Annotated in this window: 12 protein-coding genes and 3 pseudogenes; 9 read left to right on the plus strand and 6 right to left on the minus strand. The window is 38.1% G+C overall.

What is annotated here, in order from left to right:
• Positions 1–36: 36 nt before the first annotated feature.
• From thyA to ACQKTA_RS11535, 3 genes are all read right to left on the minus strand, one after another.
• Positions 37–912, minus strand: coding sequence for a thymidylate synthase (thyA, locus tag ACQKTA_RS11525; RefSeq protein WP_427814823.1), 876 nt, complete (start codon positions 910–912; stop codon positions 37–39).
• A gap of 79 nt (positions 913–991) precedes the next feature.
• A complete protein-coding gene (locus tag ACQKTA_RS11530) occupies positions 992–2,317 on the minus strand; it encodes a sensor histidine kinase (protein WP_427814824.1) in 1,326 nt (441 codons plus the stop codon).
• A gap of 4 nt (positions 2,318–2,321) precedes the next feature.
• A complete protein-coding gene (locus ACQKTA_RS11535; RefSeq protein ID WP_427814825.1) occupies positions 2,322–2,996 on the minus strand; it encodes a response regulator transcription factor in 675 nt (224 codons plus the stop codon).
• Positions 2,997–3,244: 248 nt separating this feature from the next.
• Between ACQKTA_RS11535 and ACQKTA_RS11540 the strand changes: the two genes are divergently transcribed.
• The 3 genes from ACQKTA_RS11540 to ACQKTA_RS11550 all read left to right on the plus strand — a co-directional run bounded on the left by ACQKTA_RS11540 (position 3,245) and on the right by ACQKTA_RS11550 (position 5,890).
• Complete coding sequence (locus ACQKTA_RS11540) at positions 3,245–4,768, plus strand: ABC transporter permease (protein ID WP_427814826.1); 1,524 nt, start codon at positions 3,245–3,247, stop codon at positions 4,766–4,768.
• Positions 4,769–4,889: 121 nt separating this feature from the next.
• On the plus strand, positions 4,890–5,549 hold the full coding sequence (locus ACQKTA_RS11545) for an ABC transporter ATP-binding protein (RefSeq protein WP_427814827.1): 660 nt from the start codon (positions 4,890–4,892) through the stop codon (positions 5,547–5,549).
• A gap of 17 nt (positions 5,550–5,566) precedes the next feature.
• A complete protein-coding gene (locus tag ACQKTA_RS11550; protein WP_427814828.1) occupies positions 5,567–5,890 on the plus strand; it encodes a hypothetical protein in 324 nt (107 codons plus the stop codon).
• Between the two features lie 130 nt (positions 5,891–6,020).
• On the opposite strand, the pseudogene ACQKTA_RS11555 reads toward ACQKTA_RS11550, so the two are convergent.
• Positions 6,021–6,578: pseudogene (locus ACQKTA_RS11555) on the minus strand (YitT family protein); the annotation flags it as partial.
• 175 nt (positions 6,579–6,753) lie between these two features.
• Entirely contained in the window at positions 6,754–7,104 is a 351-nt protein-coding gene (locus ACQKTA_RS11560) for a DUF488 domain-containing protein (RefSeq protein ID WP_427814829.1), read from the minus strand.
• Positions 7,105–7,261: 157 nt separating this feature from the next.
• Here ACQKTA_RS11560 and ACQKTA_RS11565 point away from each other — a divergent pair.
• The 3 genes and pseudogenes from ACQKTA_RS11565 to ACQKTA_RS11575 all read left to right on the plus strand — a co-directional run bounded on the left by ACQKTA_RS11565 (position 7,262) and on the right by ACQKTA_RS11575 (position 10,472).
• Positions 7,262–8,411, plus strand: a pseudogene (locus tag ACQKTA_RS11565) (cation:proton antiporter).
• Positions 8,412–8,642: 231 nt separating this feature from the next.
• Positions 8,643–9,383, plus strand: coding sequence for a WxL domain-containing protein (locus ACQKTA_RS11570; protein WP_427814830.1), 741 nt, complete (start codon positions 8,643–8,645; stop codon positions 9,381–9,383).
• Between the two features lie 42 nt (positions 9,384–9,425).
• Positions 9,426–10,472, plus strand: coding sequence for a DUF916 and DUF3324 domain-containing protein (locus ACQKTA_RS11575; RefSeq protein ID WP_427814831.1), 1,047 nt, complete (start codon positions 9,426–9,428; stop codon positions 10,470–10,472).
• Between the two features lie 64 nt (positions 10,473–10,536).
• On the opposite strand, the pseudogene ACQKTA_RS11580 reads toward ACQKTA_RS11575, so the two are convergent.
• Positions 10,537–11,021, minus strand: a pseudogene (locus ACQKTA_RS11580) (AmiS/UreI family transporter).
• A gap of 193 nt (positions 11,022–11,214) precedes the next feature.
• On the opposite strand from ACQKTA_RS11580, the gene liaX reads away from it, so the two are divergent.
• From liaX to ACQKTA_RS11595, 3 genes are all read left to right on the plus strand, one after another.
• Positions 11,215–12,807: a daptomycin-sensing surface protein LiaX gene (liaX, locus tag ACQKTA_RS11585; RefSeq protein ID WP_427814832.1), complete on the plus strand. Its 1,593-nt coding sequence runs from the start codon at positions 11,215–11,217 to the stop codon at positions 12,805–12,807.
• A gap of 6 nt (positions 12,808–12,813) precedes the next feature.
• The gene (locus ACQKTA_RS11590; RefSeq protein ID WP_332579796.1) at positions 12,814–13,098 is read left to right on the plus strand and encodes a PspC domain-containing protein; all 285 of its coding nucleotides are present in this window, start codon (positions 12,814–12,816) and stop codon (positions 13,096–13,098) included.
• A gap of 161 nt (positions 13,099–13,259) precedes the next feature.
• Entirely contained in the window at positions 13,260–14,753 is a 1,494-nt protein-coding gene (locus ACQKTA_RS11595) for a helix-turn-helix domain-containing protein (RefSeq protein ID WP_427814833.1), read from the plus strand.
• Positions 14,754–14,832 lie beyond the last annotated feature (79 nt).

A 14,832-nucleotide genomic window follows, 5' to 3' on the forward strand; every position in this document is an offset into this window, starting at 1 on the left:
AGTATACGAGTTTAACTCGTATACTCTGGGTTTTTCTTATTCCGCGATCTCATATTTGAACACACCATTATTTTCATAGTTTTCGAGTTTTACTTCTGATAAGCGGCGTTCAAAGAAGCTTTTTTTCTGGCCGTCTTCGTCGTATTTATCAGGTAAGACAAGTGTTGGTTCGCTTGTAGGGATCGATTTTGATAATTGTTCTTTTAAATTATCAATGTGACGGTCGTAGACGTGGGCGTCATCGATCGTCCAGTGCATCGTGCCTAATGCTAGATCTAATTGATCAGCGATCAAACGGTGAAGCACGGCATATTGATACGTATTGAATGGTTGTCCCAATGCCATATCAGCTGAGCGTTGTTTGACATGTATATCTAACACGCCGTTATTGACTTTCCAATTGGTGGCCCAAACGCAAGGCTCTAACGTCATATCATCTAAATCATCGACATCCCACAGGCTGGTCATGATCCGACGTGAACCAGGATTGTTTTGTAATTGATGCAAGACGTATTCGACTTGATTGAGTTTTTCTTCATGGTCAGGAAGTTTACGGCATTTTTTAGCTAATTGATACCCATAGGCTTTACCGATCGTATTTTGATCATCGGCCCATTCGTTCCAGACTTTACATTTATGTTCTTGGAGCCAAGTCACATCGTTTGATAGTTCTTGCCAAATCCATTCCAACTCGACTAAAGGTGTTTTTTGGAAGACCCGTTTCGATTTTAAAATCGGGATGCCGTCTTCTGGTTTCAATTTAAAATTGACGCCTTGGATAAAACGCGTGGGAGCAGGGCTGCCGTCAGCGTATTTGGCCCGGACTAAAGCTGGATCTTGGTCCGTCCCATTTTCTATGATATCCATGACGATGTCACGATAAATTTTATCAAATCCAGTATATTCAGTCACAAGAAATCTCCTCTTTTTTGCTTTTTTTAGATTCTAACACATTCTGGGCTTGCTTGGATTAAAATATTCTCGTTTTGTTTCAATTTTTAAGCGGCAAACGGATCTGAAAAAACACGCCTTGTGGTTGCCAGTCGCGGACGGTAAGTTTGCCTTTGTGTTGCGTGATGACTTGTTTGGCGATCGCAAGACCTAGACCATAGCCGCCAGTTTCTTTTGAACGCGATTGATCTTCGCGATAAAAACGTTCAAAGATATGTTTTTTGTCTTCATCGCTGATCGATGCGCCGCTGTTTTTGACTTCGATCAGCCAATGATCGTTTGAGATTTCAGATTGCAAAATGATTTTATCTTTGGCATCGGTATATTTCAAGGCATTATCTAATAGGATCACCAACACTTGATGGACTCGTTTTTCATCAACGGTGACCGCTTCGTTGGCAAAGTTTTCTAAGACAAAACGTTTGTCTTGCATCGCAGCAATTTCTTGGAAAGGTTGGGCCAACTGTTGGATAAATGGTTGTGGATCAAGGGCCTCTTTTTGTAATAATAATTGATTGGAGTCACTCCTAGCCAAAGTCAGCAAGTCATTAGTCAATCCGCTGAGTCGACGGGTCTCATTCAAGGCTTGAGCGATTGGCTCGGATTCTTCCATGATCGTATTTTCGGGTCGGGTGAACAGCTGTTGCAAGCTGTTTTGGATGATCGCCAGTGGTGTCCGCAATTCATGGGAGGCATTTTCAACGAATTCTTGTTGCTTACGCCATGAGCTCATGATCGGTCTCATATTCATTTTGGAAATATAAAAACTTAATCCGATCGATAAGAGCCAAAAGACGATCATACAAAGGATCAATGTCGTTTCGAAGGTCTTCATCGAATCAGCGATTTGATTGGTATTGGCTAAAAATTGAACATAAGCGACCTCGCCGTCTTGCTCGTATTTAATCGTATACGAATGGAAGGCCAATTTTTGGCTTGCAGCCGTACTATTGTTCAAATCTAAGGACTGGATACTATTTAATTTGCTAGTATCTAATGAAAGATTGGCCAGCTCAGTGAAGCGGCCGCCTAACACTTCTTTGTTTAAGATTTTTCCCTCTTTCGACCATAAAATAATTTGTGTATTGAACCGATTATTACCATCAGGCCCGTCGCTCGTTTGTAAGTCATCAGGGGTTTGTTGTTGCGATAAGAAAGGATTTCCTTCTTGGTAGCGGGTGATTTCCATTTCGATCAATCGCTCATTTTTAGCCATCTGACTAAGTGAAAGATCCGTTTGGCGATAGGCCGAGCTTTGCAACAGTTGCAAAGTAATGAATCCTAAGAGTAGGAAGACCCCGGCAAAGGCTGCGACATTGATGAAGAAAAATTTCCAGCGTTGTTTTCTTGAGATTTCAGTATTCATAGCCTCAGTCCTTTTGTAAGATGTAACCGACATTGCGGAGAGTCTTGAAGCATTTGTCGATTTCTGTTGGTTTCAAATGTTTACGTAAATGGCTCATATAAACTTCGACTACCGTGATTGTTGTCTCCGAATCAAAGCCCCAGATACGGTCAAAAATTTGTTCTTTGGTTAAGATCACACCTTTATTTTGGATGAAATAAACCAGCAGGTCGAATTCTTTTCCTTGGATCGGTAAGACCTGATCATTGGCAAGTACTTCTTTAGTCGCTAAGTTACAAGTTAATTGCTTATAGGCTAATTGATTTTCAGCAAATAAGCCGAGGGAACGTTTCAGCAACGCTTTGACCCGCATGATCAATTCTTCACGGTAAAAAGGTTTGGTCAAATAATCGTCAGCGCCTTTTTGGAAGCCAGTCACTTTATCTTCGAGACTATCTTTAGCCGTCAAGATTAGCACCGGTGTATGGATATTTTTGGCCCGTAAGTCTGCTAAGACTTCGTAACCATTTTTTTCTGGCAGCATTAAATCTAATAAAATTAAATCATACATCCCGCTTTCTGCTTCAAATAAGCCTTCTTCTCCATCATACGCTTGGGTGATCTCACCCAGATCCGTTAAAATTTCTTTGATGTTATTTGATAAGGTTGCTTCGTCTTCTATTATAAGTAGCTTTATCATGGATAAGTCCTCCCAATCTAGTTTGCTCTTTCAGTGTACCATGCTTTCCTAAAACAACCTTAAAACTTTTTGTCATTGACTTAAGCTTCGGTTAAGGCAGGACGATTATCTTACAGGTAGTCACATGAGCGCTGTGCGATCGACGAATTTACGATCGGCTGAAAGTAAGGAATCGATCTGATAGCGAGCATGAAGCTTACATTCATTTCTAAAAAAAAGAAATGCAATCGATACGAGGGGGAACCATCATGAATTTTATCAAACGGGCAGTACAAAGCCTTTGGGCGAAGAAAGGCCGCAGCATCTTATTGATCGCCGTCTTTTCTGCAATTTTAATTTTTGTTTTAGCCGGACTAACGATCCGCAGCGGCGCAGAGCTGGCGACATCGAATGCAAAAAAAAGCGTAGGAGCGACCGTCACCTTATCGGCCAACCGAGAAGCGATGTTCAAAAACCAATCTACGTCAAGTTCAGGCGATGAGAGTTCCAAACCAGACCCCGGCAGTTTTGAACAAACACCAGTTAATCTAAGCGACGCGAAAAAAATCGCGAACTTAGCTAATGTGAAATCTTATTCGTTTGAAGCTAGCACTTCAGCAGATAAAAGTACCGGCATCACACCGATTTCCAGCAGTGATAGCAGTACTGACAGCAGTAGCTCAGATTCTGATGCGACTGATTCTTCCGGTGAACAAGCGGGAGGCCAAGGTGGCCCTGGTGGAATGATGACTAGTCAAGGCGACTTCCAAATCAAAGGTGTCTCACAAAGTAGTTCGTATACTGATTTTTCAGCTGGTACTGCGACTTTAGTTAGTGGGAAAGCCATTACGGCTTCTGATGAAGGCACAAATAATGTTTTGATCGAAAAAAGTTTAGCTGAAGCCAATGATTTAAGTGTCGGCGATACGTTCAAGATCAAAGATTCAGATGATAAAGATGTTGAAGTCACTATTAAAGGAATCTATAAAACCAGCGACTCTGGCGACAGTTTAGGTAATAGCTTTAATTTCTTGAATCCATCAAATACGATCTTCTCTTCTTATACTTTCGTAAGTACATTGAGTGGTTCGGATGGAACAACGATCGACTCAGCCGTTTTCAATTTGACGGATCCAAAAGACATGGACAGCTTCGTTAAAAAAGCGAAAAAATTGATCGACACCGATACATTCAGTTTAGAAACCAACGATCAAATGTACCAACAAATGTTGCAACCATTGAACAATGTTTCAAGCTTTGCTAAAAATATCGTGATCTTAGTCGCTGTAGCAGGTGTGATCATCTTGACATTGATCATTATGATGTCGATCCGTGAACGTAAATATGAAATCGGCGTCTTGCTTTCATTAGGTGAGTCACGAGTAAAAGTGATTTCGCAATTTTTCGTTGAAATTTTCGTCTGCATGTTGTTTGCTTTAGGGATTGCAGCAGCCAGTGGAAATATCGTCGGAAATGCTGTCGGAAATCAATTATTGAGTCAACAAACCACGTCGCAACAAACGACTTCACAAAATAATGGCGGAGATCAAAATAGCCCTGGTGGAAATGGCGGCCCGGGTCAAGGCGGTCAAGCACCAAGCGGCGGCGGACGCGGCAACTCAAGCAGCAATCCATTTTCTTCAACACAAGAAATCAAAGATTTGAATATCTCGGTGCAACCAGTTGAAATCTTGAGTTTAGCCGGTATCGGTCTAGGCATTAGTCTCTTCTCGATCGTTCTATCCTCTGCCGGAATCTTACGCTTGAATCCGAAGAAAATTTTGATTTCTTAATCAAGGAAGACACGACGCAAGCCAAAGCGAAAGATCGTACGGACTACGAAAACACTCTTTCGCTGAAGCAGCGTTTGCTGAGAAAACATTGAAGCGCTCAATCATTTAGGAGGAATTTATTATGACTTTAGCAACGAAAGATCTAGGCTACTGGTATGAAAACAGTGGACCATTATTTGAAAATGTTAATTTGACCTTTGAAAAAGGCAAAATGTACGCTATTTTAGGCACGAGTGGTTCTGGGAAGACGACGTTTCTATCACTGATCGCTGGTTTGGATACACCGAAAAGTGGAGAAATCTTATACGGCGATGCTTCTTTGAAAAAAATCGCCTTGCGAGAATATCGTCGTAAAGATGTTTCGATCGTCTTTCAAGCCTATAATCTATTGCCATATTTATCAGCTGTTGACAATGTCGTGACAGCAATGGAAATCGCACAAAGTCAACAAACCGACAAAAAAGCCTATGCGTTAGCTAATTTAGAAAAAGTCGGTATCACCAAAGAATTAGCCGAAAAGAAAGTTACGTTATTATCTGGTGGGCAACAACAACGGGTGGCGATCGTACGAGCGTTGTGTTGTGAACATGAATTGATTGTTGCAGATGAACCAACTGGGAATCTAGATGATACGACATCGCAAGAGATCGTCCGTCTTTTCCAAGAAATCGCGCATGAACAACAAAAATGTATCGTTTTAGTCACTCACGAACAAGATGTCGCCAAAGCCTGTGATGTCGTTTATGAATTGAAAGATAAAAAATTCAGTCAAGTATCATAAAATAAGGAGGGATTCGAGTGAATGTTGCTCAAATCAATATAAAAGTTAGTGAATTAATCAATGGAAAATATATCCTCGATCGCCGTGCACGCTCACTCGGCTCGCATACGGTCATTAAACTAGATCACAGACGCCGCAAAAGTTTTTCGGTTACACGTGATGTTCAAATAAATGACCAGCAGCAGCAACTCCAACAAGCTTGGTATTTTGGGGCTGTTTATGAGGCAAGGGCTCGCCGCAAAAAAGAGAATCAAAAGCCAAACGCTTCAACGATCAAAATCAATGCTGCCAGAGAAGCTGAACTAACGATCGAGTGGCAGGTATTTCCGACTAGCGCTTAAAAATACTACAAAAAAACTGATAGCTATCTTCTAGGACGAGAAGACAGTTATCAGTTTTTTTCTTTTATGGATTCGGATTGAAGACTGCCAAGACTTTTTCAGTGAATATGGGTAACTTTGATTGCATCCGTTCAATCAAAATCATTGAGACAGACGTGATTCCAATCGATAAAATCGCGAATAAAAAGGCTTCGAAACCAAAAATATACAAGCTTATACAAACAATGACAAAATCAGTCAATAACAAACCGATCGCTGTGCTCAATCCCCAATATTTTTTGAAGATCAGTGGTGGGATGGTCGTACCGCCGCTCGATGCTTTTGAATCATAAAGAATCGCGACCCCAACGGCGAAGATGATACTTCCCACGATCACAGATAACCAATGATTTTCGACTAGCATACCATTCGGAACGATCTGTAATGCTAGTGGGAACAAGAAACTACCGATCAACGTTTTGAAAAAGATCTCTTTGCCTAAAAAAATCGCCGCTAAAGCGAGCACAACGATATTTAAAGCGAGTACGACCCAAGAACGATCAATGCCTAGTGAATATTCGACTAACAGACCGATTCCGCTGACACCGCCCGCAGCTATATTGTGAGGACCTAAAAACAAATTGATACTACCAGCTAATATAATTACGGCTAATAGGATTTTAGAAAGTTGTTTCGTTTGCTTGTACATCTTAACGCCTCCTTAGTTGTCGCTTATCAAATCAAGCGCATTCCTTTAAGTCCACTTTATCATTCAATCGTCTTGATTTTGAGTCAACTTTTTCAGTCTTCTATGAAAAAATAGTTCTTCTTTTTCTTTTTAGACAATAAAAAAACTAGCAATGAAAAATTGCTAGCTCCAGCTATTATTTAGTCAATAGTTCATATAAAACTTGTGCGTTGTTTTTCTCTTCGTTCTTAGCACCATAAACTAACGTGACAGTCGGATGTTGAGAAACAAGTTTTTTTAATTCTTCTAAAGCTGTTTTTTGAGGTTCATTTTGTAGTTCAGCTAAGTAGTCTATTTTAAATTGCGCATATTTTTTTGGTTCGTGATTGAACCATTGACGTAACTCGGTACTTGGTGCAATATCTTTTAACCAACAATCAATTTTCTCAACCTCTTTAGATTTTCCTCGCGGCCAAATCCGATCAACCAACACACGATAACCATCCATTTCATTTGGTGCTAAATAAGCTCGTTTGATTTGTAACATCTGCTCACGTCCTTTTCACCATTATATTCCTCTCTAGAAAAATCTTAAATCAATAGTCATTGAAATCGGAATAACCCAATTCGCTATTTTTTCTGTTAAAATGATTTGTAGCTTTTTACTGGTTTTGATAATCGAGAATTATGTTAGGGAGGTTAAAATGGAATTTATCGGTATTTTATGTTTGATTCTATTTTGTACGACATTGGCGAGTCATTTTTCACGTCGTTTCGGCATACCGGCCGTGATTGGCCAATTATTGGTCGGTATTTTATTAGGGAATGCGGGTCTAAAGTGGGTCCATCCAGATATTCTTGTAAAAGATTTTTCTGAGATCGGTGTGATTTTGCTGATGTTTTTAGCGGGGATCGAAAGTGATTTGTCTTTATTGAAGAAATACTTCCGCCCTGGTATGTATGTGGCTATGTTGGGGATTCTTTTTTCCTGTGCTGTTGGGAACAGCCGGTGGGCGATTCTTTGGCATCGCATGGAATCATGCCTTCTTTCTAGGCTTGATCCTGGCGGCTACTTCGGTCAGTATTTCGGTCGAAGTATTGAAAGAATTGCAAGTGCTGAATACAAAAGAGGGTTCAACGATTTTAGGCGCTTCGGTAGTAGACGATATTTTGATCGTCTTGATCGTCAGTTTGAGTATGTCATTCTTGGGTGCATCTAGCAGTAACAGTGTTCCATTAAGTTTTATGCTCGTGGAACAAGTTTTATTCTTTGCCGGAATCTTCTTTTTGATTCGCTGGGGCGCACCATATTTAATGAAGCTCAGTAAAAAATTATTGGCAGAATCTTCAGTGATCATCGTCTCGATTATTTTGTGTTTAAGTATGTCCTATTTAGCAGATCTGATCGGCTTAAGTTCCGTTATCGGCGCTTTCTTTACAGGCGTTGCGATTGGACAAACAGAAGTAGGGGAAGAAGTTAAATATAATGTGGAAGCGTTGGGCTATGCCGTATTTATTCCGGTTTTTTTCGTCAGCATCGGATTAGAAGTATCCTTCAATGGCATTACTCAGCAATTGGGTTTGATCGTTGTCGTCACACTTATCGCAATTGGTTCAAAATTGTTCGGCGGATTTTTAGGTGGCAAAGCAGCCGGTTTTAATAATCCTAGCAGCTTGATGGTCGGTTCAGGAATGATTTCACGCGGTGAGATGGCCTTGATCATCGTACAATTAGGTTATCAAGCCCATTTAGTGACGAAAGAATATTATTCACCATTTATTCTGGTTATTTTATTCACTACATTATCGTCACCATTTTTACTAAAACATTTCACTAAAAAAATCTATAGATGAAAAAAAGCGTCCTCAAACAATTAATGTGAGGATGCTTTTTAAATTCAAAAAAATATCAGTATTACCGCACAACAGATCTAGTTGTGCGGTTTATTTTATTCAAATCACAAATGTTTACGTATCTTATTGAAAAAAGTATAGCTGAGCTAAATCTATAAGCAGCTTTCGAGTATTTTTAGAATTCTTCAATTCAGTAGTAAAGAGAATAAAACAATATAAAGGAGAATAAACATGAAAAAATTAGGTTCTTTGGTATTTGCAACAGGTCTTTTAGTCAGTCTGTCTTTAGGTGCGATCACTGTATTCGCTGAAGAGGGTGGTGAGTACGAGTCAAAAGGAGTGATTACTTTTAAACCAAGCGTTGAACCGATTGATCCAGTAGATCCGAACGATCCATCTTCCCCGATCAAACCCATCGATCCAATTAATCCAGAAACGGAGCCAACACCTGGTACGAAGGGTCCCTTATCCATTGATTATGCTTCAAACTTAGATTTTAGTACGCAAAAAATTACGTCTAAAGATGAAGTATACATGGCAAAAGCCCAAAAATATTTAACTAAAGACAAGCAAGAAAAAAACGGCCCTAACTTTGTTCAAGTAACTGATAATCGAGGAACAGAAGCCGGTTGGACACTACAGGTAAAACAAAATGGACAATTTAAAACAGCGGATAGTAAAGAGTTGACTGGAGCGGAAGTCGTATTTAAAAACGGGAATGTTGTGACCACATCTGCTTCAGCAAAACCGACCGGACAAATACAGATTACAACTGATACCGATGGCTCACTCCAGAATGTGATGGCAGCAAAAGTAGGGCAAGGGGCTGGGACTTTCTTGCATAATTGGGGAACAAATGCTGAAACAGCTGCTAAAAGTATTGAATTACATGTTCCTGGTGCAACGACAAAATATGCCAAAGAATACTCAACAACATTCACTTGGGTATTAACAGATGCGCCAGTAAACTAAATTATGGAACGTTGCAAACGGCTTTTTTTACTTTTAGCCTTTATGGGAAGCATAATAACAACTACCAGAGTCAGCGCTGCTGAATTTAATTTTTCAGTGACACCCAGAACAGCTGAAAACCAAATTGATAAAGAGAAAACGTATTTTGATTTGTTATTGCAGCCTGGTCAGGAAGAAACACTAACGGTTGATTTACGTAATGATACTGATAACGAAGTGATAGTAGAAGCACAGATTAATAGCGCGACTACGAATGGGAATGGGGTAGTTGAATATAGTCAAAATGAGATAACTCGAGATGCGACACTCAAATATGATCTAAAAGATCACGTGAAAGCGCCTGAAGAAATTATTTTGAGGCCCCAATCTGTAGCTGAATATAAAATGCAGATAAAGATGCCAAATAATATTTTTGATGGAATCATTGCAGGTGGAATTACCTTCAAAGAAAAACAAACGCCTGAAACTACGACTGCTAAAGATAGAAAGAACGCAGGCCTAGCGATCAAAAATGAATATTCTTATGTTGTTGCGTTATTGATGCGGCAAACTACCGAAAATGGTTCTCCGGATTTGAAATTAACGCATGCATACCCGGATCAACGAAATGCTCGAAACGTCATCAAAGGTACGCTGCAAAATCCAAATGCCACTTATTTAAATCAATTGGCGGTAAAAACAACGATCACTAAAAAAGCTGATTCTAAGATTCTTTATACCCATGAACAAACACAAATGCAAGTAGCCCCCAATACACATTTTGATATTTCTATCCCATTAAATGGAGAACGGCTACAAGCAGGTCAGTATACGATGAAAATGGAAGCGTATGGTGAAGAAATGGAGAATGGGGCGCACCAATTTCAAACAGATGATAGTCAAACAAAAGAAAATTATCGTTATCATTGGCGATTAGAAAAAGAGTTCAAAATCAAAGCTGCAGAAGCTAAAAAATTAAACGATTCTGATGTAACAGTCAAAAAAGATGATACGTGGATACTTATCCTAATCAGTATAATTTTGTTAGCCATGATAATTCTGTTTATTGTTTGGTGTAAGAAGAAGTTACTAGATAGAAAAAATGACTAACTCAATGAGAAAAAGCCTTTGTATTTCTTAAATGAAATACAAAGGCTTTTTATTAGAATGTAGCTTAATAAATTCCCGTCAACATCATAATCCCTGGAATCCAAGTGGTGAAGATTCCGCAAGCGATGGCAAAGTAATGGATCGATTTGCCGAAGTTTACTTTGATGACAGCATCTAAGAATCCGCATAACCATAAAACGCCCCAAGTCAACCAAATGACCGCAAATATTGGATCACCTTCTATTTGCCAAGATATCCATGCAAAGGGAATCGTATTGATCGCAACAAATAGTGCGTAAATACCATAGATTCGCATGTCTAAATCGAATAAATACAAAATTCCTACGAGCAGATAAGTAAACGCAAATAAAAATCCCGTCCCGGCTTCATAATAGCTTCCTTGGATCGTATATAAAACATTGATAATAAAAGATAACGAGCCAGTAAATAAATTGATCAGAGCTAGTGAGCGATGATCAATCTTTAATAAACTTCCCCATCCATTGATGATTAAGGTTATTCCTACAAAAAAATTCCAATTCCTAACATAGTAGCCTCCTGTTCTTAGCATTAGAATAACAAATAAATTTAATAAATGAAAGAGGGCTTCAAATTATGATAAAACACCTTATGCGGCCGTTTTTTAAGATTCTTAAAAAAAATACTTCTTTCGACCCATGACGAAAGGCTAAAAATTAAGCATAATAGAAATATAAAATAGAGTGATTGAGGAGAGGTCATTATGAATCAACGGGAACAAATTTTAGCCTCCATAAAAAAAGGAATTTTAACGCCGGAAGAAGGCTTAGACTTATTAGAGCATCTTGAGACAAAAGCATCTGCAACATCTGTTCCTGAGACGATGATCAAAATGGAGCAAGGTGACGATACAGTAGAAAAAAGTATCGAAGCGGTTTTTAATGAAGAGCCAAGCATGGAAGAAATACAAGTTGACAAAACAACCCCCAAAGAAAAGATTTTTCAACAATCCGATAGCGTAACGGATTTGATCGATGCTTGGGAAAAAGATCCACTGAAATCTGATACGTCCGATTCAGTAACGAGTACGATGGAAGAATTTGATCAAACATTAGAGCAAAAAAAGAGTGAACTAACTACGTTGCAAGAAGAATATCATGAATTGAATTTAGAAGCGGAGTTAGGGATCATTACTAAAGAAAATGAACGTCGTTATCAACAAATTCAACAACAAATCAAAGACTTGGAAACTGAAATCCAGGAAATCAAAAATAGTTATGCAACGTCGGAGGAAGATTTTTTTACTTCAACTGCTAAAACGTCGGAACAACCTAACTTTTTTGGAATACCAGATGACTTTGATGAACAAACGTATCGTCCTAGTGATCTTTTTGAAGAAACATCTCATCCTTATACGAATCGACTAGAACGTTTTGTAACTAAAGCGTCAGAGAAAGTCGAAAAGATGGCTGATAAATTAAACGGAGAGTCAATTTGGAAGAATAGCAATCAAAAATTTGGTTCAAAGAATGAGCGAGCTATTCAATTTAGCCGGCGTTTTTCATTTGATGACGTTCAGGCGACACACATCGATATCAAAGTTGCCAAAGGAAATATTCAGCTCAAAACATGGGCCAAAGAGGATGTTGAGGTGGAAGCAAAAATCAAATTATTGGGTGAGATGGATCAAGCAGATCCATTGGATGCCTTCCTAGAGCGAAGTCAAATCGACATCGAGGATCAGCAAATTTTATTTCATATTCCTAACAAGCGTGTAGAGGCTCAATTGATTTTTTATCTACCACAATGTCACTATGATGAAACAACGATTCGCGTACTCTCAGGTGATTTATCGATCGAAAATTTAACCAGTGAGCAATTATCGATCAAATCAACCTTAGGAGCTGTCAAGATTAAAGAATCAACCGTATCAAGACTAAATATTAAAGGAACTACCAATAAAATTGAACTCTTAGCAGATCAAATATCTGATGCAGAAATCGAAACAGTTGATGGGACGATTATTTCAAAATCGGATGTGAATCATTTAGCGGCATCATTAATCAATGGGGATATCAAATTGACGATAGGCAATGATTCATTAAAGACCCTCACTGCTCATACGATCAAAGGAGACGTCAAAGTTGCTTTACCAGAAATGATTGGTATTGAAGGAACAGCCAAAACTAGCACTGGAACGATCAACGAACGTTTTAATGATTGTGAAACAGTTTTTGAACGTAATGAACGCACGCAAAAGATTTTTCATTTTCGCAGAAGAATGGGGAAAACAGCTATCATCGATGTTTCATCCAAAACAGGTAGTATTTATTTAAAAGATTATGAAGGAAGGTAGCAGATAATGCATAAAAAATTGACTAAATCATCAACCAATAAAATTTTAACAGGAACATTAGCTGGTCTAGCAGAATATTTTGGAATCGATCCAACGATCATACGTGTTGTGTTTGTTATTGCCATCTTTATTTTTGAAGGCAGTCCGATTTTACTCTACATTCTATTTGCGATTCTGATGCCCAAAAATAAAGCTAAGGGAAAAGACTTCGATCGAGATTCGTTCCATCAATCAAAATCGTCTAGTAAAAAATCAATGGATTCAGAAGAAGATAAGTGGAGTGATTTTTAAGATGAGCTCAGGCTCGTTCGATTTCAAAAAATCGGACGAGTTTTTTTATAAATTATAAAAAAATCCATCTTTTTTGAGCAAATGATAATACTTCAAATTATTCGGAAAAACTGTTAGCATAATAGGATAAGTAGGCAGTTAATTTGAATGGGGTGTAGTGGATGAGAAGTGAGCTATTTGATTTGTTGGAAAAAAGAAATCGGGTGAGCTGTTCGCTGATCGAACTTTTTCAACTAGAAGATGATTGGTTAGAGGTAAAAGATATCAGTCTAAATTTAGATATCAGTGATCGCAGTACCCAGCGATATATTCATTACTTAGAAGAAGTGATCGATGAATATAACGAGAGTGAAGAAAAGCATATCCAAATGCATTACGAAAAATTCAAAGGGATCAAGTTTGAGTTTGAAGACTCTTCGATCGAACAATTAAAACTTTATATTATCAGCAATGATGAAAGCTTGAAATTATTGATTGATCTATGTTTATTGCGAACCGAGGTCATAAAGAAATATTCTGAAAAGAATTTTATCAGTGTCTATTCGATCAAAAATTCTTTGAAAAAAATCGCACCTTTATTGAACTCCTTTAAGATCGCAGTTGATCCAGGAAAATTAACATTTGTGGGCGAAGAAAAATATATTCGAATTTTTATTTATAGTATTTTATGGTCGCTATATAAAAATGACAGTTGGCCATTCCAATATATTGATGAACAGCGATTGTACACATCTATCGATAGTATCGAAAAGAGTCTGGAGCTTACTTTTACTGACATCCATAAAAAACAAATGACCTATTTTATGGCGATTTGTTTGATTCGTAATAGAAAGAAAATGTATATTGAAGATTTTAAAGAATGGGAAGAATACGTTAATGTTGAGTCGTTGCGTCATAACGAAGAGATCATTATCAAAGGTATGAACAATTATCAAATCTTCTCAAGCAGCGAGATTATTTTCATTTTAGTTGTGATGGAAACAAAACATCGGATGTACAAGTCAAATGATATCAAAGAACGTGTGTTGAAATATCATAAAAAACGTAACTCAGATGTTTATCAGCTGACTACTTTAATGGTAGAAAAATTTCAAAAAGACTTTTTCCCGATTCCAGAGGACAGTATCGATATCTTCTTTACTTATTGTTTCTGTAGTCATTTACAATGTCGAATTTTCCCAGGTATCAATTTTGACTTAGAAGGGTATGATATTTTTGGTCATTCGGATACTTCTCGTCATTTGATCGAAAAATTGCATCAATTCATTGGTGAAATGAAAGATGATTCCAATCGAGTAATGCTGGAGCAAGAAGAGTTTTTGATCAAAAAATACTTGCCGCTATTTTCTTACTATGAAAGCTCAACGATCTATGAACCACAAATCGAATTGGTAATTGACTCTGATTTACCATTTTTAGTCCGAGCGGGCGTGAAAAAACGTTTACTGGGTCAATTCGAAGAACGTTTCAATTTGAAAATGACTGAGACTGTCCCAGAGAATCAGGACAATTATCTTGTCATCACCAATATGCCTTCTTTAAATGAAGAAGCAAAAAATGTTTGTGTTGTTGAGTCTCCATTGCGGCATGGCGATTTTCAATTGATCGAAAAAAAATTAGCTGAAAAACTTGAACAATTGTATCTACAAAAATAAACGAACTAAAAACACATCCTTTCTATAGGATGTGTTTTTTTGTATTGAAAAATTACTATTTAAATAGAAGAAAGATTTG

The sequence above is a fragment of the Enterococcus sp. 22-H-5-01 genome (assembly GCF_050310005.1).
Taxonomy (GTDB): Bacteria; Bacillota; Bacilli; order Lactobacillales; family Enterococcaceae; genus Enterococcus_A; species Enterococcus_A hailinensis.